The sequence below is a fragment of the Enterococcus sp. AZ128 genome, from assembly GCF_051714485.1.
In the GTDB taxonomy this organism is placed as follows: Bacteria; Bacillota; Bacilli; order Lactobacillales; family Enterococcaceae; genus Enterococcus_A.
Window position 1 is genome coordinate 43,985 of record NZ_JBIORZ010000006.1, and the last position, 26,016, is coordinate 70,000.

At 37.8% G+C, this 26,016-nt stretch carries 27 protein-coding genes; 23 read left to right on the plus strand and 4 right to left on the minus strand.

What is annotated here, in order from left to right; translation table 11 throughout:
- Positions 1-531, plus strand: a complete 531-nt coding sequence (locus IGI38_RS24195) for an IS30 family transposase (RefSeq protein WP_438734505.1) — start codon at positions 1-3, stop codon at positions 529-531.
- Between the two features lie 302 nt (positions 532-833).
- On the opposite strand, the gene IGI38_RS24200 is transcribed toward IGI38_RS24195, so the two are convergent.
- Together IGI38_RS24200 and IGI38_RS24205 are read right to left on the minus strand one after the other, a co-directional pair.
- The gene (locus IGI38_RS24200; RefSeq protein WP_438734506.1) at positions 834-1,301 is read right to left on the minus strand and encodes a hypothetical protein; all 468 of its coding nucleotides are present in this window, start codon (positions 1,299-1,301) and stop codon (positions 834-836) included.
- Positions 1,301-2,266, minus strand: coding sequence for a ParA family protein (locus IGI38_RS24205; protein ID WP_438734507.1), 966 nt, complete (start codon positions 2,264-2,266; stop codon positions 1,301-1,303). Before IGI38_RS24205 ends, IGI38_RS24200 begins: the two co-directional genes overlap by 1 nt.
- Positions 2,267-2,637: 371 nt before the next feature.
- Between IGI38_RS24205 and IGI38_RS24210 the strand changes: the two genes are divergently transcribed.
- From IGI38_RS24210 to IGI38_RS24240, 7 genes are all read left to right on the plus strand, one after another.
- On the plus strand, positions 2,638-2,958 hold the full coding sequence (locus tag IGI38_RS24210; RefSeq protein WP_438734508.1) for an XRE family transcriptional regulator: 321 nt from the start codon (positions 2,638-2,640) through the stop codon (positions 2,956-2,958).
- A gap of 22 nt (positions 2,959-2,980) precedes the next feature.
- Entirely contained in the window at positions 2,981-4,024 is a 1,044-nt protein-coding gene (locus IGI38_RS24215) for a replication initiator protein A (RefSeq protein WP_438734509.1), read from the plus strand.
- A 1,107-nt stretch (positions 4,025-5,131) separates the two neighbouring features.
- On the plus strand, positions 5,132-5,470 hold the full coding sequence (gene traE, locus IGI38_RS24220; RefSeq protein WP_438734510.1) for a type IV conjugative transfer system protein TraE: 339 nt from the start codon (positions 5,132-5,134) through the stop codon (positions 5,468-5,470).
- 576 nt (positions 5,471-6,046) lie between these two features.
- Positions 6,047-6,466, plus strand: coding sequence for a hypothetical protein (locus IGI38_RS24225; protein WP_438734511.1), 420 nt, complete (start codon positions 6,047-6,049; stop codon positions 6,464-6,466).
- A gap of 105 nt (positions 6,467-6,571) precedes the next feature.
- Positions 6,572-6,778, plus strand: a complete 207-nt coding sequence (locus tag IGI38_RS24230) for a hypothetical protein (protein WP_438734512.1) — start codon at positions 6,572-6,574, stop codon at positions 6,776-6,778.
- 37 nt (positions 6,779-6,815) lie between these two features.
- Entirely contained in the window at positions 6,816-6,989 is a 174-nt protein-coding gene (locus IGI38_RS24235; protein WP_438734513.1) for a hypothetical protein, read from the plus strand.
- Between the two features lie 465 nt (positions 6,990-7,454).
- Positions 7,455-8,825 carry a C39 family peptidase gene (locus tag IGI38_RS24240; RefSeq protein WP_438734514.1) on the plus strand — a complete coding sequence of 457 codons (1,371 nt, stop codon included), beginning with the start codon at positions 7,455-7,457 and terminating at the stop codon, positions 8,823-8,825.
- A 22-nt stretch (positions 8,826-8,847) separates the two neighbouring features.
- On the opposite strand, the gene IGI38_RS24245 is transcribed toward IGI38_RS24240, so the two are convergent.
- The gene (locus IGI38_RS24245; RefSeq protein ID WP_438734515.1) at positions 8,848-9,087 is read right to left on the minus strand and encodes a hypothetical protein; all 240 of its coding nucleotides are present in this window, start codon (positions 9,085-9,087) and stop codon (positions 8,848-8,850) included.
- A 147-nt stretch (positions 9,088-9,234) separates the two neighbouring features.
- Between IGI38_RS24245 and IGI38_RS24250 the strand changes: the two genes are divergently transcribed.
- The 7 genes from IGI38_RS24250 (at position 9,235) to IGI38_RS24280 (ending at position 17,061) form a co-directional block, all read left to right on the plus strand.
- On the plus strand, positions 9,235-10,038 hold the full coding sequence (locus tag IGI38_RS24250; protein WP_438734516.1) for a LysM peptidoglycan-binding domain-containing protein: 804 nt from the start codon (positions 9,235-9,237) through the stop codon (positions 10,036-10,038).
- A gap of 36 nt (positions 10,039-10,074) precedes the next feature.
- The gene (locus tag IGI38_RS24255; protein ID WP_438734517.1) at positions 10,075-10,758 is read left to right on the plus strand and encodes a hypothetical protein; all 684 of its coding nucleotides are present in this window, start codon (positions 10,075-10,077) and stop codon (positions 10,756-10,758) included.
- A 209-nt stretch (positions 10,759-10,967) separates the two neighbouring features.
- Complete coding sequence (locus IGI38_RS24260; RefSeq protein WP_438734518.1) at positions 10,968-13,772, plus strand: SpaA isopeptide-forming pilin-related protein; 2,805 nt, start codon at positions 10,968-10,970, stop codon at positions 13,770-13,772.
- 73 nt (positions 13,773-13,845) lie between these two features.
- Positions 13,846-14,808, plus strand: a complete 963-nt coding sequence (locus IGI38_RS24265) for a class A sortase (RefSeq protein ID WP_438734519.1) — start codon at positions 13,846-13,848, stop codon at positions 14,806-14,808.
- A 13-nt stretch (positions 14,809-14,821) separates the two neighbouring features.
- A complete protein-coding gene (locus tag IGI38_RS24270) occupies positions 14,822-15,253 on the plus strand; it encodes a helix-turn-helix domain-containing protein (RefSeq protein WP_438734520.1) in 432 nt (143 codons plus the stop codon).
- A 13-nt stretch (positions 15,254-15,266) separates the two neighbouring features.
- Positions 15,267-15,629 carry an ArsC/Spx/MgsR family protein gene (locus IGI38_RS24275; RefSeq protein WP_438734521.1) on the plus strand — a complete coding sequence of 121 codons (363 nt, stop codon included), beginning with the start codon at positions 15,267-15,269 and terminating at the stop codon, positions 15,627-15,629.
- Positions 15,630-15,663: 34 nt separating this feature from the next.
- Positions 15,664-17,061, plus strand: a complete 1,398-nt coding sequence (locus IGI38_RS24280) for a peptidoglycan DD-metalloendopeptidase family protein (RefSeq protein ID WP_438734522.1) — start codon at positions 15,664-15,666, stop codon at positions 17,059-17,061.
- A 129-nt stretch (positions 17,062-17,190) separates the two neighbouring features.
- Here IGI38_RS24280 and IGI38_RS24285 read toward each other — a convergent pair whose 3' ends face one another.
- Positions 17,191-17,277 carry a type I toxin-antitoxin system Fst family toxin gene (locus IGI38_RS24285; RefSeq protein ID WP_438734533.1) on the minus strand — a complete coding sequence of 29 codons (87 nt, stop codon included), beginning with the start codon at positions 17,275-17,277 and terminating at the stop codon, positions 17,191-17,193.
- 256 nt (positions 17,278-17,533) lie between these two features.
- Between IGI38_RS24285 and IGI38_RS24290 the strand changes: the two genes are divergently transcribed.
- From IGI38_RS24290 to IGI38_RS24325, 8 genes are all read left to right on the plus strand, one after another.
- Complete coding sequence (locus IGI38_RS24290) at positions 17,534-18,646, plus strand: PcfB family protein (protein ID WP_438734523.1); 1,113 nt, start codon at positions 17,534-17,536, stop codon at positions 18,644-18,646.
- On the plus strand, positions 18,643-20,520 hold the full coding sequence (locus IGI38_RS24295; RefSeq protein WP_438734524.1) for a VirD4-like conjugal transfer protein, CD1115 family: 1,878 nt from the start codon (positions 18,643-18,645) through the stop codon (positions 20,518-20,520). The genes IGI38_RS24290 and IGI38_RS24295 overlap by 4 nt, the downstream gene beginning before the upstream one ends.
- Positions 20,521-20,522: 2 nt before the next feature.
- Complete coding sequence (locus tag IGI38_RS24300; protein WP_438734525.1) at positions 20,523-20,726, plus strand: hypothetical protein; 204 nt, start codon at positions 20,523-20,525, stop codon at positions 20,724-20,726.
- Positions 20,727-20,751: 25 nt separating this feature from the next.
- Positions 20,752-21,600: a hypothetical protein gene (locus IGI38_RS24305; RefSeq protein WP_438734526.1), complete on the plus strand. Its 849-nt coding sequence runs from the start codon at positions 20,752-20,754 to the stop codon at positions 21,598-21,600.
- 12 nt (positions 21,601-21,612) lie between these two features.
- Positions 21,613-21,876, plus strand: a complete 264-nt coding sequence (locus tag IGI38_RS24310; protein ID WP_438734527.1) for a hypothetical protein — start codon at positions 21,613-21,615, stop codon at positions 21,874-21,876.
- Between the two features lie 31 nt (positions 21,877-21,907).
- Positions 21,908-22,264 carry a PrgI family protein gene (locus tag IGI38_RS24315; protein ID WP_438734528.1) on the plus strand — a complete coding sequence of 119 codons (357 nt, stop codon included), beginning with the start codon at positions 21,908-21,910 and terminating at the stop codon, positions 22,262-22,264.
- A 34-nt stretch (positions 22,265-22,298) separates the two neighbouring features.
- The gene (locus IGI38_RS24320; protein ID WP_438734534.1) at positions 22,299-24,671 is read left to right on the plus strand and encodes a VirB4-like conjugal transfer ATPase, CD1110 family; all 2,373 of its coding nucleotides are present in this window, start codon (positions 22,299-22,301) and stop codon (positions 24,669-24,671) included.
- Positions 24,671-26,016 (plus strand): phage tail tip lysozyme (locus tag IGI38_RS24325; protein ID WP_438734529.1); only part of this gene is annotated, 1,346 nt, incomplete at its 3' end. The genes IGI38_RS24320 and IGI38_RS24325, both read left to right, overlap by 1 nt.

Genomic DNA, 26,016 nt, shown 5'->3' on the forward strand with positions numbered 1-26,016 from the left:
ATGACTGTAGGGCATACCATTGATGAACGCCCAGCTTCTGTGTCAACTCGAGAAGAATTTGGACATTGGGAGTTGGACACAGTTGTTTCTAGCAGAGGGGAAAGCAAAGCCTGCGAAGCAACGTTTATTGAACGGAAAACACGCTTTTATTGGGCGATCTCAATGAGGGATCGTACCGCGAAGTCAATGGCACAAGCGATTAAAGCTTTTGTGCAAGACCTAGGGAGTCACAAGGCATTTTTAAGCTTTACGGTCGACCGTGGGAAAGAGTTTTCTTGCTGGAAAGAAATTGAGAAAGATTTAGACGTACCTATGTATTTTTGTGATCCATACTCCCCATGGCAACGCGGATCTAACGAAAATGGGAATGGTTTATTTAGAGAATTCTTCCCTAAGGGAACTGATTTTTCAAAGGTACCCCCTACGGAGAAACAGGAAGCATTACGCAAGATAAATATGCGTCCTAAAAAAACATTGAACTGGAAAAATTGTTGGGAAGTCTTTCAAGAAGAAATGTTGCAATTAATTTGACAATTCAGCATGTCCAATAAATGTATAAGCTAAATGCTTATGGCATATAACTAATCTCATTTGCGATATTTACTTTTCGTCTTTGACGAGTTATTGTACACCTTTCTAATACAATACGTAATGTAAAACGATCATAATAGTAATGCAGTATATTACTATTAAATTAGTAATAGAACACCTTTCTATTTCTTATTGTATTTTATTAGTAATTTTACGATTGAACAAAAAAATATGTAGCAATACTTTTAGCAATATAAAATACGACTAAAAGCAATGCAACATAATACTTTTAGTCGTATAACTTATTTTTTTATGTTTTTAAAGTTCTCTACATTAAGAGGGTACTTTCCGTAATCCTTAATGTGTTCGTTGGCTTCATCTTCATCAATTAGTCCTAGTTGGTAAAAGTGTTGCCAAATTGCATTCTCTAGAAAATCTGAAAGAAATCCCTTAGTTCCTGCAAGCTTTTTGGTGTTTTTATTATCCTTATGAATTAGACTATCGAGCTTCCTTACGGTGAACTCATTTAGTTTGTACGTCTTGTTGATACTTTCAATTGAATCACTTTCTTTTGCAGCCGTTAAACCAAACTTTTGAGCTTGGGAATTACTTGACGTATCCGCAACAATTTCGACTTCTTCTGGATCAGCTTCAAACTGATCTGATGTATCAAATTCTAAAGAATCCTTTGGTGTTTCGATTGCGTTCAAATCATCATCAAATGCTGTTTCAAAATCTGCTGATGGTCGTTTCTTATTAGATCTAGGCATTATTCTTCGACCTCACTTTCTTTAAATAGGTTATGAGGAATATCAAGAGATTCACCCTTAGCTGATAACAAACCGATTCGATTCATTTCATCAAGTAGCTTATAGAAATGTTGTGCAAATGGATTATCTGGGAAGCTCATAGTGATTGGCATACCACTTCTGATAAGTTTATCTGCAAATTTAATAGAGCGTGGTAACTCAGTATCAAAATAGTGGTATCCATTTCTATTCGTATATTTCATCATAGCGTTGATCATTTTAGCGTGAACATTCGTATTATATACTTTATTCCCTAAAACACCACCAATTCTCAAGCTGGGATTGAATTTCTCCTTTAAAGTATTCACTCTAGAAATCAAATGAACTACTCCATCAACACCGTTCATATCCGGTTCATAGGGGATAATCACAACATCAGATATTGTCAATACTGATGACGTTACTTGTTTCAATTCTGGTGGTGTATCAAAGATAATAAAATCGTATTCATCCTCAACACTATCAAAGTAACCTTCTAGAGCATTAAAATAGTTTGAACTAGGATCTATAGATTTGTTTAGGATTTTTTTTAGTCCGGCAACACTAGATATTGCCTTTAAATTATCTTTTGATTTTTTTACTAATGATACGAACCATTCGAGGATGTTATCTCTAAACTCTTCCATCTTATCAAACTCTAAAAAGTTATTATCAGAGTTTGCCGGCAGCACATCTATTTGTGTGTCGTAGGTTGGAACAATAGTTTCGTCAACCGTAGCTTGACCCATAAAAACATCATAAATTGTATTTTGTTCTTTTCCTACCTTAACTCTAAAAGACTTCGTTAGATTCCCTTGCGCATCAGTATCAACCGCAAGTATTCTAGCACTCGGAAAAGATTTTCGAATAGCTCCAATTAAATTTATTGAAATGAGCGTCTTACCAACGCCACCTTTATTTGCCGAAACACTAAGTTTCAACGCCATACTTCATTCCTCCTGAATAGTCATACGTTATATTACTTTAATATTACTTAAAGCAATCCATGAATAATACTTTCTATGACTATAAGGTAACATATTACATAGTCGATTGCAACAACAATGCAGAAATCCAAGTGATCTAATATATTATGAAAGGAATGGTAATAAAATACTAATAGTAATATATTGGTATTTTATTAGTAATGCGTTTCTAATAGTAATTGAGACAAACAGCTTTATATAGCCTTCTTCTTGCTAGTATGAACGCGTTGGGATTGGTACTGATAGTAGTTGAAATTGGGGCTTATAAATGATAAACTATGACAAAAGAGAATAGTTGTTGCAATCAACAACGTATCGCAGGAGGTTCTTTTATGGAACAAGGAACTAAAGAATTTAGAAATGAATACGATCGATATATCCTAAAACTTTTAATAAAAGAATACTATATCAGCAGACCAGAACTGTCAAAAGCAATCGGACTTACTTTAAGTTTTGTCAGAGAATTTGACAATGGAACTCGTTCTTTCGGAGCAACCGCATTAGATCAATTTGAAGAGCTAGTTTTTAGCAAGTATGAGCCTTTACTAAAGGTCCATGAATACGATTTAAACCAAATAAAAGAACAGTTAGAGTCTATCGAATCAGACGAGGAGCTAGAGGAGTTCAGCTTAAATAATTTCGAGATGATCTAACTTAAAAAATGAGAGGTTTTTTATGACAGACTTTAACTTTATTTCAGCAAATGAAACTCGAAAAGCTCTTTTTTATCAATTACCAAAAGTCCTTTTCGAAAGTGATAAATACATGAAAATGTCTAATGACTCAAAAATTGCTTATGCAATGTTAAAAGATCGTTGTGAGTATTCCTTACAAAATGACTGGGTTGATCAAGACGGAAATATATATTTTATCTTCACTACCACCGAGTTAATGGATCTATTGCATGTGGGTAATAATAAAGTAGCGACCATAAAAAAAGAACTCGCTTCTTTCGGTTTACTGCTATCAAAAAGAATGCCACCAAAAACATTGCCTGATGGCAGCAAAAAAGGAGTACCAGCTAGACTGTATTTAGGACAGCTAGATCTAACAGCAACGGATGTTTACACCGATAAAAAATCGAGTGAGAACGCTGAATCTTCCGAAAGTGGGTTATTCCCACTTTCAGGAGAAAACGATAAAATCAAGGAATTTCCCCAAAGTGGGAATAACCCATCTTGGGGAAATTCCTTGTCAAACCAGCATTCCTCCGAAAGTGGGAAAATCACACACAATCTATATAAATCTTCTAATACTCTAGACACTAATAGACACTTAATAGACTCAGACAAAGACGATTCACAAGATCGACTGCTTTTAGAAAATTTTGTCGAACTTCATAGCAATTCCCAGCGAGTCAATGCTACGTTCATTCCTGATAAGGTACTAGACTTGATTAAAACTTTTTCTTCCAGTTACGCTGTTGCTCAAACAACCGTGAAGACGATTCACAATGCAAAACACAAAGCAGAACAAATCTCAGGTGTGAAGATTGCCTATGAAGAATTAGCTGCGTATATCGAAAATCCCGATCAAGGATTGTACAACACCCTATTGCGTGCGTATCAGAAACAGAAGACTGAAAAAGTGAAAGATATGCAGAATGTGATCTTTACCTACGTGAAGAATTGGTTTGTTGAATATCCGATGCAAGCGAAAAAAGCAGTACAGGAAAGAGAACAATTGCCGGAAGTCAGTTTGCATAATTACCTAGAATAACCAAGTTCATCATACAACTAGTTATTGAAATTACCTTGAACGCTCGCTTTCCGGTCTTAAATAGTCTTGGAAACATAGTAAGAGCCTGCTTTGTTTTTGGGAAGGTTTGGATAATTAGGGTAGAGAGTTAGATGTCTCTCCAATGGATTTGGTTTGGCTATCAAATTTGAGGGCAGCAAAAAATTGGAAGCAGCAAGGGGCTTTTGCAGAAAGCAACCGACGATTATTTCCGGTGAAAAATATATCAGTTGTCAGCACGATAAGACCTATTCGTAGAACAAAAAATTTTTTTTGAAATCATAAAATAACAGAAAGTTAAATTGTTCAGATAACAAAAACAGTTTTAAAAGCGATTTTACAGCTGTTGACACAGCGTTTTCAAAGGAATAAAATAAAAAAGTATTCAGAATTGCTTTTTATTGAAGAGTAGAAAAAAAGCCCTCAAAGAGCGTTTTCTAAGCGAAACAGAATTTTTGTTGAGAACATGGAATGTGCAAAAAACATTTTGCCATTTCGCATTCTTGTGTTACCCTGTGTGTGAGAACGATTCAAATAACGTGAGTTTTAAATCTTTACGAAGCAAGAAAAGTAAGACTGAATATATCTGTTTTTGCGTCGGCAGGAAGCCGGCAAAAGCAAAGACAGGAGACTCTTTCAGCTCTCCCCAACAAAGGACGGGAATCCTTTGCTGGATCATTGAACTGAAAGTGACCGTCCAATACCGACGGCGTAGCTCCTGCCTTATACGTTGCAGAGTTTCTGCAACAGCACAATCATAACATATTTTTGTGCACTCTTTAAACTATTTATTTTAGGGTGAAGAATGCACTGAAATAGGGCGATTCGACCAGTCAAATTTTTTTCACGAATAAAACCCGTCGTGTTTGTGTTACGTAATAACGTGTATAAAGGGAGGGAGACTATACCTATCGGGTGTGGTCTCCCTCCCTTTTTGTTGTCGGTTTCCTGCTGATGCAAAAACAGGTTGTCAGTGGTACTTGCTGCATCCATGTGATTTACTTTCAAAAAAAGCGACCTCTTAACGAAGAAACCCGCAGTTTCATGGATGTAGTAAGACCATAAAAAATTTGAAATGGAGGAAACATCGTGCGAAAAACGATCAGTGTGGAAGAAATCGGGTATTACGGAAAACGCGTTACGGTTTTTGAAAAGCACGTTAAAAATGAGTGTGAAGGCGTACCGTATTTCCGAAAAACAATGAGTCATTACCGAATCAATGGCTTGAAAGCTGAAAAGATCGAAACGTACTTTGAAGGCAAGTTGAAGCGAGAGCGCGTGGTTGAAACGGTGATGATCCACGCCATTTACCGAAGGATCAAACATGTCTACGATCATGACAATGTGTTGATCGCTCGGAGAAACGATCGTAAGCAACCCCTTCGAATTACCGGAAAGGGCATGAGTAAGTTTTTAAGATATGGGTAGATAAAAATACATTACTTCTCTTTTTTCGCTTGCTTGAAAAATTTGTGAAGCAAGCAAAAGAATTTGATGAATCCGTGAACGCTGAATATTAGGCTTTAAACTATCAAACATTCACTAAAATGAATTTTAGATCGCAAATACGGCATAAGAACATTTAGGAGAACGTGGGTAGTTGTTGATGGGTGGTATCGTAAAAAATGGGTCACTTCAAGCAAACTGTTCATGTAGAAGCGGATGAAATGAACGGCTGCACGAAAAGCAGTCGGTAAACAACCAAAGGAATTGCTTGTCTAGCAATTCATAGCGTCTTGGACGAATCAGAGCAGCTAACTAAAGGGGTCTAAGACATTGACGCAAACTTGGAGAAAGACCAAGCGGGCTTTTCGTAATGGGAAAGCGCATAAGAAAAACTTTTTATGTCGTGTGCTGCACTACATATAGGCACTTGTCAGAACGATTCAGTGACATTTACCGTTGTCTATTAGGGTTTCGAGTTCCGGACGCCATAAACTCGTCGAGATTTTTCTTTATTTTCAAGTGTGCGAAAAAAGAGAAGACACATAGAAGGGGGAGCAAATGCTAAGTTATTGGGGTGGATTGGCGTCAATTGTGATCATGATGTTGGTATGTTTAGTCATTCTATTTGTTTGTTGTGAAGAACTAAAAGGCGTTTACAAAGTAACGTTCATTTTATGTATTATTTCTTTATCAATGAATATCGAGACGTATTTTCTCAATATTGAGACTCGTCAGAACATTGAGCATTTAGAAATTCAGAACGAACAACTAGAAAGAGTTCTAAGTCAAAATGACTATTTACAGAATAATAGCTATCCTGTAAGTGCCAGCGAACGACAATTCCCAGAAATTAGTGATCAAGCAGCTGGCGTGATTGGAAAATATTTGAAGGAAAGAGGATTCAACGATCAACAAGTTGAACAAATAATCGATTGTATGGAGCCAATAGAGGAAGCACCTAACAAGGTGGAAAAGTGACCGTGTGTGACGATACCCTTTCAATTTTAGTCAATTCGCGTAAAGTTATTTATGTATGGTCAAAAAATTATTAGTAGTTAGTGAAAGAATAAGGTGGGAACGAAGATGCGTTTATTCCTCGTTGAGACAAAAGAACTAAAAACCGCAAATGATGGCTGGAAAATAATTGCGAAAACTCATGTGGCAGCTGAAAACGTTGACGAAGCGTTAAAAACAGTGGCGAAACGTTTTACAAAAAATCAGTATATCCACGAAGTCATTTCAGAAAAGGAGTCAACTCTAGACTGTAAAGTACAGAGCTACGTTTATTAAATGAGGGGACACCTTGCTAGAAAGTAGGGGACACCATATGACAACTAAGAAGAAAAGAAAGAAATACGCTCTTAGTGACGGAGCACTCGAAAAATTGGACTATTTGATTGAACAGAAGCAAAAGAATTCAAAAACAAAGGTTTATCCATGTGATGTGTTGGAGGAGGTCATCAATAATGCTTATGAGATCGCAAAGGTCTTCAAAAATTAAGCCCATAAACTACGCTGGAATCAACGAACTTAAATCCGATTTGAAACGAATGATTGTCATTACTCTAGTCAGTATAGGCTTATCTGTTGTAACGTATCGATTGGATAATTGTTATAGAGAATCTCTATTTTGTACAATTCTTTCAATTTTGGCAAGTTTTGTAGTCGGATGCTTCTATTGGAAAATGAAAAGAAATGGATAATCTAAACTCAATAGTTGATATACGGCAACAATTTTTTGATGAAAGAAGGAAATTTCTTCTTTACAAAAGTATTAACAAACAAATGCTTCAAGCGAGCGAAAGATATGGAAAAAATTTAAAAAAGCCCTTACAATCAAATGAAAATGTGTTCATTTCCAAAACGAATTTAGGAAATTGACCAAAGGTAGGCTAAAGCCATGTTATGGTTTTAGTAGGGATATAAATTGTTAAGTATTCAATTAGGGAACAAGGAGAGATTTAAAGTGAAGAAAAAAGTAGTGTTACTGATGTGTACGACCTTATTATCGAGTTTGGCTCTACCCATTGTTGGATTAGCAGAAGAAACAACAATTCAGTCTTCTGCTATTGAAACAGCGAGCGTTTCAAGTTCACAAACAACGTTATGGGATATTGAAAACGAAAATCAAGTAAAATACGATCGAGACGATCAAACGACGGATAGTTCTAGTTCAGCTGACGCACCGACGCCTAATCAAGAAAGCACTCCAAGCACTAACGAAGAAACTCGAACCACTGTTGTTAATGGGGAACAAGTCACACTTGAACCACCAGTAAAAGCAGGAAAAGATGAAGCAGATGCAACCCAAGCGCCAAAGGAAGAATTACAAGAAGGATTTTCACGATCCGCTAGGAGTGTACAATCTATCCCTATGTATAGATTGTATAATCCCAATTCAGGGGAGCATTTTTATACCGGCAATGCGACTGAAAGGGATAAAGTCAAAAAAGCTGGTTGGCGATATGAAGGGATTGGATGGCAAGCCCCAGTATCAGGCGATCCAGTATATCGGATGTACAACCCTAATGCAGGGGATCATCATTTCACGCTTCATGCGAGCGAACGAGACAATCTGAAACGGAAAGGATGGCGCTACGAAGGGATTGCATGGTATTCAGATAAAAGTAAAGGAATCAAAGTTTATCGTGCCTACAACCCAAATGCACGATCAGGAAGCCATAATTACACGATGAATTACAACGAGCAGCGCAATTTAATGAATCATGGGTGGCGTGATGAAGGGCTTGCGTGGTATGCCGTTGGTGGTGGACAACAAAATACGGATAACTACAAACTCTTAGGCGTACGAAATTATAATCAGTATGCGCTTGGTGCACCGAGTGGTTGTGAAGGGGCTTCTTTACTCCAAGCACTGCAGTATAAAGGAAAAATCACTAATTGGGGATTGGTTCAATTCTTAAATACAACTCCAAAATCATCCAATGGGAATCCAAACAATGGATTTGTCGGGTCGCCCTTTGTAGAGAACTCTTACACGTATTCAGCAATCTATCCGGCACCGCTTGCGCCATGGGGCGCGAAATACGGGAATGTCGCAAACATTTCTGGAAGTTCAATGTACACACTTCTTAATGAGGTTAAAAATGGCAATCCGGTTGTTGCTTGGGTGACAATCAATTTCCAACCAATTCGTTGGGGGAATTGGAATTTTGGTGTTGCCGCTAACAATAATCACGCCGTAACGCTCGATGGGTATAACAAATCGAGTAATCAGGTTCACGTGTCTGATCCAATCAGTGGCTCTTATTGGTTGAGTCGCACGACCTTTGAAACTATTTACAATGCAAGAAAATACGCGGTCGTTGTGCGCTAAAAAGAATAAGAAGCAGAAACGATTAATGCAGTTTCTGCTTCTTATTTTTTAATTGTTCCGCATATTTCTCTATATCGCTTTTTAAGTACAAACGAACCGTTCTAGTACCGGTTCCGTATTCTAAAAAAGGAATAATATTTCTTAGATTAACAGATTGTGAAAAAGCGGTATAGCTTTGCCCCGTAATATTCGCGGCTTCTTGCCTAGTAACTAGGTTTTCTAATGCCCATTCTTTCATTTGATCCAAAGATTCGATCTTCATTAGCAAAGGTCTCCTTTTCTAGTAAGTTATGATGCTAAACTTATTATACTAAACTTAAACTATTTATTCAAAACCACTTTACTTATTATAGTTAATTAGATATAATAAACTTACTATAATAAAATTAAAAGGAAGTAGGAATGAATCATGAAGTTTTTAAACGTGTTGGCTATTGGTGTTACCGTTGGAGGAATTGGGTTAGCTGTAGGAGTTAATGCGAATGCCGCGGAATGGACTCCACGAACAATTGAACAAATAAAGGTAGATATTGGAAAAACAAATGGAAAAGAATATACAATTGTTTGGGGAGACACACTGAGCGGAATCAGTGGCGCCACCAATATTTCAGTGCAAAAGCTGGCAGATATGAACAAAATTGCAAATAATGATTTGATTTTCGCAGGGAACAAGTTGTTGTTTGATGGGAATGTTGCTACTGTTCAAAATAGTCAAGGACAAACGGTCATGCAGTCGGTTATCCAAGAAGCAGAAAAAGTTGAGCCTAATCAATCGGTTGGTACGTCTGTTGCACCTCCAGTAAGTCAGAATGAAGCCGTACCTTCCAGTGTAGTAACACCTGTTACCGATCAACCAGCGAGCAGTGCGCCAAACACAACGATTGAACAGCAACCAAATCAGCCAACCCAACCGACTTCATCTTCTATGAATGGAACGCAAGGTGGAACAACCACGCCAACTACCGAAGAAAATTCAGGAGGAACAAATGGTGGCGGGACTGGTGAAACTGAGGAGCCAACCCAACCGGTTGAAAAATTTACCGTATGGTATACAGCTTCTGATCCAGCGGATGCAGCACACAACATTTCTAAAGGTATGCAAGTCTTTAGTACAGAAGCAGAAGCAACAGCTTGGGTTAACAGTTATGCTGAAAATTTGGCAAAAGAAAACGTAACGCCAAGTAGTTACGGAGTATCTTCTTATCAGGTATAATATTTTTAACGAATCGGAACTAGGAGGAGAGAAAAAATGAAAAAGGCATTGGGAAGTATTATAGGCGTAGTATGCTTCGTTGGTTTATTTTTTGTATCAACTAGTGTTACAGCTTCTGCAGCTACATTGTATCGGGCATACAATCCGAACACAGGGGAACATTTATATACGCAAAACAGCAATGAAATTCCGTTTGTAGTCTCAAAAGGCTGGAACAACGAGGGTACAGCATGGGAGGCACCGAGTCAAGGTTCCCCAGTCTACCGTATGTTCAATCCGAACAACGGGGGAGATCATCATTATACGCAAAATTGGAACGAAGTGAACATGCTAAAGGGCAAAGGCTGGCGGTATGAAGGTGAATCTTGGAAATCAGGCGGATCAACACCTGTGTATCGCTTGTATAATCCGAATGCTAAAACAGGAACGCATCATTTTACAGTTCATACGTCTGAACGAGATAATCTAAGACGCAAAGGCTGGCGATATGAAGGCGTCGCATTCTATTCAGGTTCTAGTACATCTGTGACTGTTACAAAATTCACTGTGTGGTACACGGCTTCTGATAGCGCAGATGCGGTTCACAATATTTCTAAGGGAAATAAGTTGTTTAATACAGAAGCAGAAGCAACAACGTGGATTGATAACTATGCTGTGAATTTATCAAAAGAGAATGTAACACCAAGTAGTTATGGAGTGTCTTCGTATCTCGTTCAATAATAAATTAGTGGTATACAAAGCACTTAAGAAAAAATACTTCTTAAGTGCTTTTTTGTGTTATAAGGCTCTAACGTATAATTACTCACACGTTAAGTATAGATATATTTTGAGAGGGGGAATCCTATGAGAAAAACTGAATCATTGTAGGTAGAGCGTAGCGTATATGGCTACGTTCTTTTTTGTGACCAAAAATAGAAAGGAAGACGTATATGAAAATAGTTAGAAAAAAAAGTAAAATCTCCAAATTTTTATTAACGGTTCTGGGACTGTTAGCTATTGTAACAGGAATAAGTTTGGCTTCAATGCCTGCAAATGCGGCAAGTGACGAATTACAAATGAAACCGGGAGAAACCGGAAATATCTATTATGACACGAACAACATTTATACAATGAGTGGGACAAAACATGGTGCACCTTGGTCGGATGAAACAGCAGTTATGGCAGTATCACCTGATAATGGGAGCAACCAAAAAATCGTATTTTGCATTGAACCGGGTGTACCGTTTACATCGACGGACAATCCCGGATATGAAGCAGTTGGTGTAAATGATATTCCGCAGGATGCTCAAATTGCTTCCGTTATTTGGAACACGTTTTATGCGTTTGGTGATAATTGGACGATCGCCGATCGTATCACCGCTCAAGCCGTAATTTGGGAGTTATTGCCGCAATATGGAATCAAAGTAGATGCTATTAGCGGTATTCCTGATTTTCAAGCAAGGAAGCAAAAGTTATATGCAGGTATAGAAGAATATAAACGATTACCTGAATTTAACAAATCAACTGTTGATTTAACTTTTGGCGAAACTAAACGTCTAAATTCTTCGGTTGATTTACATTCATTTGAAACGCTAGTATCAAACAGTGCAAAAGTAAACTGGAATGTAGCGGCAGATGGAAAATCTGTTGATGTAACACCAACAGACCCAAGTGTACAAAGTGGTCAATTAATTTATAAACGTTCGTTTATGGAAGGCACACCAATTGCGTTAGAAAAACAAGGATCACAAACAGTCTATTTACCTAGCGTTAAAGATCCAAATCTCTATGTGGTTAATTTTAACATCAAAACAACTGGGGATATTTCGATCAAAAAAGTAGATAAAGAAACTGGGGACGTTGTTCCTAACACAGAGTTTAAAGTAGAATTTAGCGGGAATGGTGCTCCAGCGACACAAATGGTAAAAACAAATAAAAATGGTCTTGCTACCATTAAAGGGATTAATCATAAAGTCCATGTAAAAGCGACCGAGATATCTGTCCCTAATCCGTATGTGTTAGGGTCTGCACTTGGTGAGTCGGATGTTGTAGAAGGGGACGTTGTTGCAGGGCAAGAAATTACGCTAACACAACGGAACATGAAAGCAAAAGGACAAATCCTGATTGAAAAGCAAGGCATAGAAAGTGGACACGAGTTATGGAACGCAAACTATAGTTTAGCTGGAAATGTTTTTGAAATCCATAAAGATAGTGAAACAGGCGAAGTCATTAGCACGATCACTACGGATGAAAAAGGGCATGCGGAAACAGAGAAAAACTTACCATTAGGAACGTATGTTGTCACAGAAAAAACAGCATCGAATGGTTTTGCGAATACATTCAAGCCGGTAACAGTGAAAATCGAGTACGCGAAACAAACGACGGCTGTAATTATCAAGGGCGCCGAAGGAAAGAACCAAGAGGTTGTAGGTTCTACTGTTTTAACCAAAGAAGATGCGGAAACAGGGAACCAAACACAAGGTGCTGCCTCTTTTGTTGGTGCTGAATATGGCTTGTTCCATGAAGACGGCACCCCGGTAAACTGGTCCGAAAACTTCAAACCGGAACTAACAAACGGTACACGAGTAGACGGCGACTCGATTGTGGTTCGCATTGATGACAAAGACCAAAAAGCAGGCGTGAAACATTTAGCTCTAGGGAAATATTTTTGGAAGGAAACGAAATCGCCGGAAGGTTATCAGCTTGATAATACAAAACGTGAATTCGAGATTACTTACAAAGACCAAAATACACAAACGGTTGTTACTGAAACCGTATCAAAAGAAAATGTTATTAAATTTACGGTAGATGGCTTCAAATATGTAGAATCAAAATCAGGTAGCACTAAAACTGGTTACAACGATATCGAATTTAAATTAACACCGATCAAACCAACCAAAGGGGATGTTCGGACAACGAAAACCGTTACGGATGAAAACGGCTATGATGGCTATTGGAAATTTGCTGAGATTCCATATGGTGACTACGAACTGACAGAAGTCAAAGCACCGGAAGGGTATAAAACAATTGAACCACTTATCATTAAGTCGGTATTCAATAAAGACAAACGCGAATATGTCTTTACGATTGCAGAGAAAGGGCAGAAAGAAATTCTCAAAACGTTAACTGTTCCTGAATCGAAAATTAATGAAGGTTCAAATGTGATTAACTTAAGTAAATTATTCCTAGACAATAACTTAGTAAAAATCCCTGAAATTCGTACGTTAGCAACAGTAAATGGTGAAAAGACCTTTACGCTGGCTAAAGACACATCAATGCACGACGATATTCAAATCAGTAATGTTGTTAAAGGCGACAAATACACAAACAAAATCAAGCTTTGGAAAATTCAAAATGGAGATACTAAAAACGCGAAAGTTGTTTTTGAAACGTCGAAAGATTTTGTCGCAAAAGCCGATAGTGAAAAACAAGTCATTGATACATTGGTAGATACGTCAAAAGATGACGAAAAAACAAGTTATGTATGGACTGAGGAACTTTACGACAAATCGGGATCTAAAGTGGCTGAACATAACGATTTAACAAATAAGGATCAGACAGTAACACCCAAAGTGAAAGAAGTAGCAAAAACGTCAGTTAAACCAGCAACACCAACTTCATCTAAAGTAAGCGGCACACTCCCGCAAACAAGCGGCACATTAGGAAATCCATTCGTATGGATCGCAGTTGTTCTTGTTCTTGCGGCAGGTGCTGTTTTTGTGTTTATGAAGAAAAAACATCAAGAACAACACTAATATTTTTTGTCTAGGCATCCTATTTATAGGATGCTTGGACGCTATTTTGTGTCTGATGTTGGAGGAGGACATTGTGAAAAAAGCAGTAAAAGCTCTACCTATTTTGTGGCTTATTTTGGGAATCATCTTTGCGTTTGGGAGTTATTATGGCTATTATTTGATGAAACATGCAAATCGCAATGCCGAACAGATGACGCACCAGATCGAACCAAAGAAAACAAGCCAAAAACGAAGGGAACGACAATCAAAAAAAGCAACGTACACGATTGATCAAATCAAACCAGTAACTCCTGAAGAATTTGCGCAGGCACAGTTACATTATGATAAACTAGTGAACCAGTGGGGAATCGGAGCACTCTATATTCCAAGTGCGGACATCCACACCAAACTATTAGCTGGAATGGCAAATCAAAATTTGATGGTAGGTGTCGGCACGTACTATCCCGATCAGCAGTTAGGAAAAGGGAACTATGTCGGCTTGGCACATAATCTAGTGCAAGGTGGCGGCGCATTGGGGAATTTACCTAAAACCGCCTTAAACCATGTATTCTATGCAACAGACTTCACCAATGTGTATGAATATGTGGCGACGAAAAATACGATTGTTCCTCAATCCGCTGGGGAACTTTTAGACGTTCCAAAGACAGGCGAAAACGCCTTAATGACCTTGATTCGTTGTGAAGGCGAGATCAATACCGCCAATCGAGCCATTGTACAAGGTACCTATTTAAAGGGCTATCCCGCTGAGGAAGCAACGATCGAAGTGAAACGAGGGTTAGGATTGATTGAGGGGCGCGTACTCCAAATGCAAACCCAAACCGGAAACGGAACACCGCAACAAAACACCAGTGAATCGGTTTCGCCACGAGAAAAACACAGTCAAACAAAAAAGGAAAATCAACCGATATATTCCACGTTCCAAATCGCTTGTATTTCTGCATTCGCATGGATGAGCGGCTGGTCAGTAATCCTTGGAGGAATGTATTTAGGTCTCTTAGCAGCACTACTAGTGATTGCTCATAAAGTAAAGGAGTAGGAGGGAAGCCTTAATGTTGTGGGATAAAATCGAAGCCGTCATGAAGGAACAAGGAGTCACGCAATATGAATTAGCCCAGCGAATCCATGTTCAAAACTCAAGAATTTCTATTTTGAAGACCGGCAAACTAAAAGAACCACGCCTGCAATTTATTTGTAGAATTGCGGACGGATTGAATGTACCTGTCGATGCGTTTAAACTCGACTATGTACAACAGGAAAGAAAAGGAGAGGAAACCACCCGTATGTGGAAAAAAATCGAAGCCATAATGGAAGAAAAAAACATGACCGAGGTTGATTTGATAGGGAAACTATCTGATAGTGAAGTGGCAAAACTCAATCGGATCAAGTATGGATCGACCAAGAATCCAAGTTTTAGTTTTGTGAGCCTATTAGCCACTATACTGGATGTACCCATAGATGATTTACGACCGGAGGACTATTGAAAAGAGGTGAAACATGATTTTACACGTTTATACAGGTAACAGCTCGTCGAATCGGAAAGTGCTCCAATGGCTAGCAGACAACAGCGTTCCATATAAAAAAAGCTCAGTTAAGAAGGGGAGTTTTACTATAACAGAACTAAAACGTCTGTTAGCACATACTGAAAACGGGTTGGATGATTTGTTGAAACGAAGTATCAATCATTCTCAGTTTGACAAGATGACACTCAATCAAGCACTAGAATCATTGATAGCTGTTCCAACAGCGTTGAAAACTCCAATTCTTTATGATGGAAAAAAGTTAGTACTAGGCTTTAATGAAGAAGAAATTCGTTGTTTCATCCCACATGAAAGACGAGTATTAGAAAAGATCATCTAACTTAGAAAAACGAATCATAGAAAGGAAAAACGTAATGAAGAAATTTTCAAAGATCGCATCCGCGTTGCTCTTATCCTTGCAGGTAATTTCAGCTATCCCATTGAATGCGTTAGCAAATGAAGAACAACCAAAAGAAATAACGGAGCACGTCCAACAGGCGACCGAAGAAACAGAGACGACAGCAACGCCCGATTCAAGTGAATCGAGTTCGTCAGCAAGTACCGAATCATCAACAGCACCATCGAGTGAAAGCAGCACGACACCAAGTAGTGAATCGTCGAGTCCGTCGTCTAGCAGTATCAAACCAGTTGAACCAACACAACCGAGCCAGTCGGAGCAATCAAAAATCGAGACACCGAAAAAAGAAGACGCAAAAAAGGCAGACACACCGAAGCAAACACCGAGTGCGCCACAAGCGACTCAAACACCACAAGAAGCGCCGACACCACAAACACAAGTCGATCAAGGCGCAACAGCGGACTTATCGCAAGTTGTTCCATCAAGTACCGTCACACAAGACGGAGCGATTCATTTTGAGAAAGACGAATCCGTGGAGAGCTTTATTCGTAAAATTGGTGAATCTGCTCGTAAAATTGGGAAGGAACACGATTTGTACGCATCCGTGATGATTGCACAAGCGATCTTAGAGTCTGCCAGTGGTCAAAGTGGGTTAGCCCAAGCACCAAACTATAACTTGTTTGGTATTAAGGGCACACATAACGGAAAAAGCGTTTCAATGGCAACCCAAGAAGATTTCGGAAATGGCAATCTCTATGCGACACAAGCGGGTTTTCGAGTTTATGAAAACTACGAAGACAGTTTGACGGACTATGCAAAACTGATAAAAGAAGGCATTTCAGGCAATCCCAACTTTTATTCGGGCGTTTGGAAGTCTAATGCGGAAACCTATCAAGAAGCAACAAAATCCCTTACAGGAAAATACGCCACCGACACCTCGTATAATCAAAAGCTGAACGGCTTAATTGAAACGTATGATCTTGTTCAGTATGACAAAGAAGTGCAGGGCGCACCTGTCAGTATGAGGGGATACAAAGTACCCGTAGACAACTACACGATTTCTAGTCCATATGGGAATCGCGGGTCAGAGTTCCACCGCGGCTTGGATATGGCGGCGGCACAAGGCGAGCCAATTCATGCCAGCAAGTCAGGCACGGTTCTAACAGCGGAATATCACGACTCGTGGGGGAATTACGTAGTGATCGAACACGAAGACGGTTCAACGACACTATATGCACACCAACAGCAATATGCGGTTAAGGTGGGTGACAAAGTGGAACAAGGGCAGACGATCGGCTATGTTGGAAGCACTGGTAACAGTACCGGCAGCCATCTTCATTTGGAAGTTTGCAAGGACAGCAGCTTGTCTCAAAACATGTTAGTTGATCCACAAACGGTTCTATTCGGGAATTAGGATGGTTGAAAAAAAGGGGAAATTATGCTATCCTATGTGTGCAAAGAAATAGAGTGTAGTACGCATTGAACCCCTAGAGAAGTCGGATTCTCTAGGGGTTCTTTTTAGCTGATGTCGCCGTCAGTTGTTTTACTTCTTGTCTCGACTATTCAGCCAATAATCGAATAGGGTTACGATTATCCCAACAAGAAGGGGGCAAAGAAATTCATAAAGCATAGTACGCACCTCCTTTAGTCGCTAAGACTGTCGGATAGGCGACAATTCATTTTAACAGAATATGAAAGATTCGGACACTTAACATAAAGATTGTTAAGTGTCTTTTTTCGTTTTCAAAAATGGTCATGCAAAATGTCGGTTTTTGGTCATCATGTAGGTAAAAATACTATTGTTGAGAGATAAGAGCGGAGATATTTTTAGGCAAATAGTTCAGCAATCGGATGAAATAACAAATAACTGTAACTTTAGAGAGCAGGTGGGAAAATTGGAACTAGAGAAACTAGGAGAGCCGCTATCCAAAAGTGATTACCTAGATCATTATTCATTACTAATAAAATATGTTTTGCAGGAGTTGACTTTTGCTGATTGGAAAAATCCCCAAATCATTGAATTGTTTGATATGGAAATGATTCGTGCTGAAACACAATGGTTTAATTTTGTTGAGAAAGAAGGTCGATCGCCCGATTATTCATTTTTGCAAAATGAAGTTACTAATTTTGGAATCGAACGATCAGCTATGTTTAATGGCTACACAGAAGGATTAAGTTTAGACAATTTTGTTCATTTCCATATTGAACAATTAAAGTTAGACAATCTACTCGACGTTCACCTTTTTGACAAAAAGGATTTAAAGTTTATTGAATCTTACGAACGAAATAAAGCGAAAGAGTATTTTTTAAAGCGTGACAAATATATTACTGGATATGAAGATTTTCGAATTTCAAAAAATCAAACAATGCAGCAAGCAGGGTATACACAATTGAAGATTGATTTTGTAAATGATCCGACGTTGATACCTTATCAAAAAAAGGAGGTCGTCGACTTGGCAGTAAATGACGAACGTGTAGCCGAATTTGTTCTAAATACCCAAAAAAATATGTTTAGGGAACTAATTAGAGCTATTCAAGTACCAGTAAATAAAGTAGGGAAAATAGCATATGAAGGATCAAAAAAAGCTGTAAACCAACAATTAACAACAGGCAAGCAACGCTATTCTCGATTAAAGAAACAAGGAACCTTAGAACATGTCGATGTGTCTAAGACAGAATTAAAGCCCCTTATGCAGGAAATGAAGAAATATAAAATTGATTTTTCCGTAAAAGAGAACAAAGAGACTGGGAAAATCCATGTGTTTTTTAAAGCTAAGGATCGAGATACATTGAATATTGCATTGGAAAATCTTGTTGCAAAATTTGATAATCAAAAAGAAATGGAAAAAGAACCGACAAAAGAATCTTCGCTTGATACCAAAGAAAAAGGATTAACAGAAAAATTGGATCAATTAGAAGAAAAAGCAGAAGCAATCAATGCTCAAAGAGCTGAGGTAGCTAAAGGTGCTAAAGATAAGAATAAAGGACAAGAACGATGAAGATTAGTAAAAAGAATATCTTCACCGCTTTTTTTTTACTTTTACTGGGATTTATTGTTGGAAATTGTTTTCTCTCAATTTTCTTTTCAATCCCCGCAACCCAAGAGATGTCATGGCTGACAAGATTAAATGAAGCTATGACGCTTTTTTTGTCTTCGCCGTTTCAAAAATTTAGCTTGGCTAGTATGTCAAATGAGACTCTTAAAGGCAGTGGAATAGTAGCACTTGTCTTCCTATTAGTCTATCTGTATGTCCTTAGCGGAAAGAAGAACATGAGATTAGGAGAAGAACATGGTAGCGCTAGATGGGGAAATAAAAACGATATTGTCCCATTTATTGATAAAGTATTTTCTCAAAATTTACTCTTTACAAATACTGAACGTTTAACTATTAAAACTAAACTTAAACACAAAGAATTTGAAAGAAATAACAATGTATGTGTCGTAGGAGGGGCAGGATCAGGAAAAACGAGGTTTTATGTCATGCCCAATCTTTTTCAAATGCACTGTAGTTATGTAGTGAATGACTCAAAAGGCGGCATTTTAAGAGATACTGGTGCAGGTTTTAAAAAAGCTGGATACAAGGTTAAAGTCTTGAACTTAGTGACGCTTGAAAATACGGACTATTATAATCCGTTTCATTATATACAAAGAACAGAAGGCGACTGCGAACTTGATATTTTAAAAGTTGTCGATAATTTGATGAAAAACACTTCTGATCCGAATAAACGAGGAGGGGATAGTTTTTGGGAAGATGCGCAAAAATCATTTCTTGCTGCTGTCTTTCATTTGCTGATATTGAAAGGGAAACCAGATGAACAAACAATCGGTTCCGTTTCCGATTTAGTACGTAGAGCTAGGGTAAAAGATGATGACGAAGAATATATTTCTTCGCTGGATTTGGCATTCCAAGAGTTACAAATGGAAATGCCGGATTGTTTTGCAGTAAAACAATATCAAAACTTCAAAATGGCTGCTGGTAAAACAGCAAAGAGCATTTTAATAAGTCTAGGGGTTCGTCTATCACCGTTCGATGTACCCAGCATTAGGAAGCTGACAAGTACAGATACATTAGAACTGGATACTCTAGGCGATCAAAAAACGATTCTTTACATTATATTGCCTGATACATCAACAACCATTAACTTTTTAGCAAGTATGATCTATCAGCAACTATTTGATACTTTGGTTTATAAAGCAGACCACTATTACAATGGCTCATTGCCAATAGCTGTTCGATGCTTACAGGATGAAATGGCGAATACTGGTCAAATTCCTGATTTTGATAAAGTCATAGCTACGATTAGAAGTCGTGGTATATCGGTAGATATAATATTACAAAACTTATCTCAAATCAGTAAAAAATTGTATAAGGATACTTGGGAGACACTCGTAGGAAACTGCGACTCTTTTTTGTATTTGGGAGGAAATGAACAAAGTACACATAAATATGTTTCCCAACAATTAGGGAAAGAAACAATAGATACCGTTACTTTTAATGAAACTAGGGGGGCTACTGGTAGCTTCACAAAGAACTCACAAAAATTAGGGCGAAATCTATTAGACCCTGACGAGGTAAGGAAGCTAGGAGGAGGGAAATGTATCTATATGTTGAGAGGGGCAAGCCCTTTTCTATCTGATCGTTTCCGCTTAGAAAGCCATCCAGCTTATAAGTATTTTATGAATGCAGGCACAAATTTTATTTATCAAGCGCCTGATCTAAAAAAAGTTAAGCTTTCAGGGAATGATCCGATTGATTTTGAATTATCGATGAATAGGGATATTGAAGAATTTACTCGAAATGTTGCTGACGTGGAAACTTATTTTTTAGATGAAGATTTTGAAGATTTAACAACTATTGAGGAGGAACTTTAGACATGGGAACTTTTAATACAGTAATAGGATTATTAACACAATTTGTAAAAATTGGTGGCGGTCTTTGGCTTGTATGGGGAGCAGTTGTTTTAGGAGGAGCTTTGAAAGATCATAACGGCCCACAAATGCAGTCTGGAATTTGGCAAATGGCAGGTGGTGGATTAATCATTGCTGCCGCTGCACTATTTGGCACAATAACTGGATAAAATGATTTAAGAATGGACGGAGATTATGGATAAAATTTTAAAAACTGTACTTGAATGGATACTTAATATGATTTCATTCAGTACCAAGACGAGTAATCTTTCTTCTAGCCTAGAAAACTTCAGTCCTGAACTCTATAAATATTCAACAGCGATTCTCAATAATGTAACTAAGCCAATCGGATTTACTATTTTAGCTTTGTTCTTTGCTCTAGAATTACAGCGAATAGCTGGGAAAGTTGAAACAGGTGGAGGCAGCCAAACAGGATTTGAGATGGTGTTTAAATCTATGATCCGTTTGTCCTTTTGTAAAATTGCAATGGATCAAGTTTCGCTACTTATGAGAGCCATACTAGATATAACAACCTATATGACGAATCAAATTAGCCAACTTGCAATGGGAAGTAAAGGCGTGGGTAAATTGATGAAGGCGGATAAAATACTAGAGCCTATAAAAAAAGAGGGCACTACTTTCAAGATGGGTATTCTCATAGTTCTTCTTATCGCATTACTTGTCACTATCGGATCAATAATTATAGTACAAGTCATTGTAAACATGCGATTCATCGAGCTTTATGCGTATTTATCAATGGCTCCAATCCCCATAGCAACATTTCCCAGTGACGAGTGGTCAACAGTGGGTAAGAACTTTATGAAGTCATTTGCAGGAACTGCTTTACAAGGTACATTGATATTTATGGTCATGCAGTTCTATCCGTTTTTACTCAGATCGGCATTCACAAACATTGCTAATAGCGGTTCAGGACAAGAAAAGTTTATATACACCATCGTGGGAATTATGGGAAATAGTGTTCTGTTAATCTTTGCCATCATGGCAACAGGTCGATGGTCTAAAGCGATTACTAATTCAATGTAAAAGAGGAAGATCATGAAAACTAAATTATCGAGTCGAAGCACAAAATTTATTTTGTGGCTTTTTTTCGTTTCACTTGCAGCACTACTTATCAGCAGCACTCTAATTCTATTTAGACAAAATTCCGCACCTTTTTTAATGACATTATTTAGCTTGTCTGTCATTGGGTTCGGATTGGCTTCTGTGTTCCTTTTTTTTAAAGGGGTATGGGTGGTTATAAAGGGGGAATATGTTCGTTTGAAACGGTTAAAAAAAATCTTATTAAACGAAAATTCATAAAGAAAGGAATTTTGGACTTGTGGCTATACGTGTGAAAGTACCAAAGGAAATTAAAGATTATCGTGAAAAAATCCTTTTCGGTATGAGTTTAAGACAACTACTTTTTTTCGTTTTGACTTTAGCGATTGCAATTGGAGGTTCATTTTACTGTGTAAAAATTTTGGGCATGAAAATTGATACGGCAGGGAATATCATCATTCCATTATTAGTACCTATTGTCGCCTTTGGGTGGGTAAGAAAAAATGGGATGGCACTAGAAAAGTATTTAAAAGTAGTGTTTAAGCATCAATTAAAGGTAGGTAAAAGAATCTATCAGACAAGAGAGAAGGTGCCAATGAGTGGTTTTAACAAAAAGAAAATCAAAAAATTGGGTGAAACAACAAGATAAGCAAGAACAAGGGCAAAATAAAAAAGTTTTAAAAATGCTAGAGAAGCAAAAAAAGGAACGTGGGAAGCAACAAAGAAAGTATGCTCCTCCAAACTCTAGCCAACAATCGCTAGCCTATCAAGCTATGTATGAGAACGGCGTTTGTGAAGTGAAAGAAGGGGTATTTTCTCGAACCTTTCAGTTCTCAGATATAAATTATTCTATTGCCGATCAAGGCGAACAAGAGATGACATTCAGTTCATATTGCGAGTTATTGAATAGCTGTGATGGTGATACGGCGTTGCAGATTTCAATTATTAATCGGAACAAAGATAAGGTTCAGTTTGAAAAAGATTTAACATATGACCTAGCCGACGATGAACTAGACTTGTATCGAAAAGAAATGAATACAATGATCTCTGCCAAAATTAAACATGGAAACAGTAGTTTGCAGAAAGAAAAGTACGTTACTTTTATTCAAAAAGCTAAAGACGTGGATCAGGCAATCCCAGCTTTAAATCGATTACAAGGTGATCTAGTCGATCAATTTGTTGATTTAGGTTGTCAAGTAGAAGAATTGTCAGGATTAGAGCGATTGAAAGTCGCTAATAGCATTCTACGACCTGATAATAACTTGTATTTTGAATACGAGGATTTACTGTTTAGCGGACTAACAACACATTCTGCGATAGCTCCTGATAGTTTCGATTTCAAGTATCGAAAAAATCGTTTTTTTATGGGTGACGAGTATACAGAAGTATTATACTTGCGTACTTATCCGTCAGAATTATCAGATCGCTTAATTAATGATTTGACAGATATACCCACAAACTTGCAAATTGCCCTACACATAGAACCATTTGAGCAACAAAAAGGGCTAGATTTGGTAAAAACAAAGCTCACTTTTATGGAACAGCAAAAGATCGATGAACAAAAGAAAGCTTTGCGTGGAGGGTATGATCCACAACTAATTGGTATGGAATTACGAAGAAGTATGAGCGAAGCGGAAGACTTATTGGATCAAATGCAAAGTGATAATGAAAAACTTTTCTCCTTCACATTTTTAGTTATGGCATCAAATAAAGATGAAAGTTTACTTGATGAAACAGTTGAACAAATTTTGGCAGCAGGAAGAAAAAATAATTGTGCTTTCTCTAAGCTGAACTATTTACAAGAAGAAGCTCTAAACTCGATTTTAATGTGGGGATATAACTACGTTCCGATAAGTCGCACATTAACAACGGCTAGTACGGCGGTGTTCATTCCTTTTACCGCACAGGAATTAATGCAACCAAAAGGCAAATACTACGGTTTGAATGCTGTTACTAAAAATCTGGTGACATTGGATCGAAAGACGCTAAAAGCTCCTAACGGGTTTATTTTGGGTACACCCGGAAGCGGTAAATCTTTCGCTACAAAAAAGGAAATGACCGCAGTTCTTCTCAGTGATCCTGACGCAGAAGTAATTGTTATTGACCCTGAGAGGGAATATACACCACTCGCAGAAGCACTACAAGGGGAAGTCATTCATATATCCGCTGGATCAAAAGCACATGTCAATCCCTTAGAAATCAATAATGATTATGCTGATGACGATGATCCAGTAATTCTGAAAACAGACTTTGTGTTGTCGCTTTGCGATATGTTAGTCGGTGGAAACATGGGATTGAGTCCCACGCAAAAAACATTGATCGATAGAGCTTGTAGATTTGCTTATAAAAATTATTTTGAAGGTCAAAAAGAAATGCCAACATTAAGAGATTTTTCAGAAATTTTAAAGCAGCAGCCAGAAGAAGAAGCTCAACAATTAGCTGTTGAGTTAGAGCTTTATACAGAGGGTTCTTTATCTGTCTTTTCACATCAAACCAACGTAGACACAACGAAACGATTTGTTGTCTTTGATGTTAAAGACTTAGGTAAGCAGCTACGTTCAATGGGAATGTTGATTATACTTGATCAAATTTGGAATCGGATTACAAGTAATCGAAATGCTGGTCGTAGAACATGGGTTTATATTGATGAAATTCAGCTATTGTTTTCCAATGAGTATGCGGAAAACTACTTCTTTGAGTTATGGTCACGAGCTAGAAAATGGGGGGCAATTCCGACAGGAATTACTCAAAATGTGTCTACTTTACTGTCCTCTTTAAATGCTGAACGTATGTTATCAAATAGTGATTTTGTATTGATGCTGAACCAATCTCAAACAGATAGGCAGCGTTTAGCAGAATTACTGCATATTTCAAATAGACAACAAAAATATATTACGAATGCTAAAGAGGGGGCAGGGTTGCTTTATGCTGGTGAAGCAATGATCCCTTTATATGATGAATTTCCGAAAGATACAGAGTTGTACAAGGTTATGTCAACGAAAATTGAAGATGTTTATAAATATCAAAATGAACGGCAGAAACAGGAGATCGGCTGATGAATAATGATTTTAGAGATCGTCTCATTAGACAAGAAAAATCTGATAAAACGTTCATTCTTCAATCTTCAAAAGAAAAGTATCAAAAAAAAGTTGTATCAAAGGATCATTCAAATAAAGTAAAAAGCACCAGCCACTCGAACCGTGTTAAGAATAAAAAAAATCGAACTAGAGTTATAAAAAAAGGGCGCGATTTTGCTAAGAAAAAAGTAATCAATCCACCAAATAATCGACAAGATGAGGATGCGGCTGTAGAACAAACGACACAAACAATCAATAGAGCAGGTAAAAATACAATAAAATCAACAAAAGCAGTTTCTAAAGCTGCTGTTCACACGACAAAACAAGGCAAAGAATTTTTAAAAAGTAATCCATCTAAAAAAGAAATCACAAAAACTGCTGGTAAAGGGATTAAAAAAGGTACTTTTAAAAGTGCTAAGGCAGTAAAAGATTCCGTTAAAAGCAAAGCTGTGAACTTTAAAGGCGATACATCAGCTCAAGGAATTGGTGAAGCCGATCAAGTGAAGGATTCGATTCAAACAACAACGCAAGTTGTTAAAGGAGCTAAAAAAGCAGGGAAAGCTGGCGCAAAAGCCAGCTTTTCTGTTGCTAGGAAATCGCAACAAGTAGCACAGTTCGCTTATTATCGGGCGAAACAGGTTCTTTCAAAAGAGACAGCAAAAGTCATTCTGTCACAACTCGTAACACCTTTAATTACAATAATAATAGTTATTTCATTGGCTACCGCTTTGATTTCAGCGTTTAGTTTTTTAGGGTTTGGTGGCGGTGATTGTGACACCAATACAACCTCGAATGTTTCGTCTATAACGTCTAAAGACATGGAAACAAATGCAAAAGAAATCTATACCTATGTCAAAAAAGAAATTCCTGAATCAACTCCACAAGGACTATGTGGAATGATTGCCAATTTTGAACGTGAAAGTCGATTGAATCCGTCTGCGATCGAACGTCCAAATGATCCACTATCCGGTCATGGACTGGCGCAATGGACTGCTGGGCGAACCACTAATTTAAAAAATTTCGCACAAGAAAAAGGGAAAGAATGGTCTGATCTTGGGTTGCAATTGGCTTTTCTAGTTCATGAATTAAAAGGTGCCGAAAAGAATGCTCTAAGTGCGTTAAAAATGACTGACGTACATCAAGCGACAGATGCTTGGCAATTACTATTTGAGCGTGCAGGCGTTCCAGCAATGGATGAACGGTTGGCTTTTGCGGACAAATGGTTTGCTAAATTAGGAAAAAGTGATCCTATTTCAGAAGGTACTATAAGTAATGGCGCATCAGGTGAATTAGAGAGCTTAGGTTGTGGCATGGATTCTGACGG

Coding starts and splice junctions, on each gene's coding strand:
- IGI38_RS24320 (WP_438734534.1), top strand. CDS start 22,299: ATGCTAGAGAAGCAAAAAAAGGAACGTGGGAAGCAACAAAGAAAGTAT.
- IGI38_RS24230 (WP_438734512.1), top strand. CDS start 6,572: ATGCGTTTATTCCTCGTTGAGACAAAAGAACTAAAAACCGCAAATGAT.
- IGI38_RS24300 (WP_438734525.1), top strand. CDS start 20,523: ATGGGAACTTTTAATACAGTAATAGGATTATTAACACAATTTGTAAAA.
- IGI38_RS24275 (WP_438734521.1), top strand. CDS start 15,267: ATGATTTTACACGTTTATACAGGTAACAGCTCGTCGAATCGGAAAGTG.
- IGI38_RS24200 (WP_438734506.1), bottom strand. CDS start 1,301: ATGCCTAGATCTAATAAGAAACGACCATCAGCAGATTTTGAAACAGCA.
- IGI38_RS24250 (WP_438734516.1), top strand. CDS start 9,235: ATGAAGTTTTTAAACGTGTTGGCTATTGGTGTTACCGTTGGAGGAATT.
- IGI38_RS24210 (WP_438734508.1), top strand. CDS start 2,638: ATGGAACAAGGAACTAAAGAATTTAGAAATGAATACGATCGATATATC.
- IGI38_RS24215 (WP_438734509.1), top strand. CDS start 2,981: ATGACAGACTTTAACTTTATTTCAGCAAATGAAACTCGAAAAGCTCTT.
- IGI38_RS24285 (WP_438734533.1), bottom strand. CDS start 17,277: ATGCTTTATGAATTTCTTTGCCCCCTTCTTGTTGGGATAATCGTAACC.
- IGI38_RS24280 (WP_438734522.1), top strand. CDS start 15,664: ATGAAGAAATTTTCAAAGATCGCATCCGCGTTGCTCTTATCCTTGCAG.
- IGI38_RS24295 (WP_438734524.1), top strand. CDS start 18,643: ATGAAGATTAGTAAAAAGAATATCTTCACCGCTTTTTTTTTACTTTTA.
- IGI38_RS24225 (WP_438734511.1), top strand. CDS start 6,047: ATGCTAAGTTATTGGGGTGGATTGGCGTCAATTGTGATCATGATGTTG.
- IGI38_RS24245 (WP_438734515.1), bottom strand. CDS start 9,087: ATGAAGATCGAATCTTTGGATCAAATGAAAGAATGGGCATTAGAAAAC.
- IGI38_RS24310 (WP_438734527.1), top strand. CDS start 21,613: ATGAAAACTAAATTATCGAGTCGAAGCACAAAATTTATTTTGTGGCTT.
- IGI38_RS24235 (WP_438734513.1), top strand. CDS start 6,816: ATGACAACTAAGAAGAAAAGAAAGAAATACGCTCTTAGTGACGGAGCA.
- IGI38_RS24305 (WP_438734526.1), top strand. CDS start 20,752: ATGGATAAAATTTTAAAAACTGTACTTGAATGGATACTTAATATGATT.
- IGI38_RS24255 (WP_438734517.1), top strand. CDS start 10,075: ATGAAAAAGGCATTGGGAAGTATTATAGGCGTAGTATGCTTCGTTGGT.
- IGI38_RS24260 (WP_438734518.1), top strand. CDS start 10,968: ATGAAAATAGTTAGAAAAAAAAGTAAAATCTCCAAATTTTTATTAACG.
- IGI38_RS24270 (WP_438734520.1), top strand. CDS start 14,822: ATGTTGTGGGATAAAATCGAAGCCGTCATGAAGGAACAAGGAGTCACG.
- IGI38_RS24195 (WP_438734505.1), top strand. CDS start 1: ATGACTGTAGGGCATACCATTGATGAACGCCCAGCTTCTGTGTCAACT.
- IGI38_RS24205 (WP_438734507.1), bottom strand. CDS start 2,266: ATGGCGTTGAAACTTAGTGTTTCGGCAAATAAAGGTGGCGTTGGTAAG.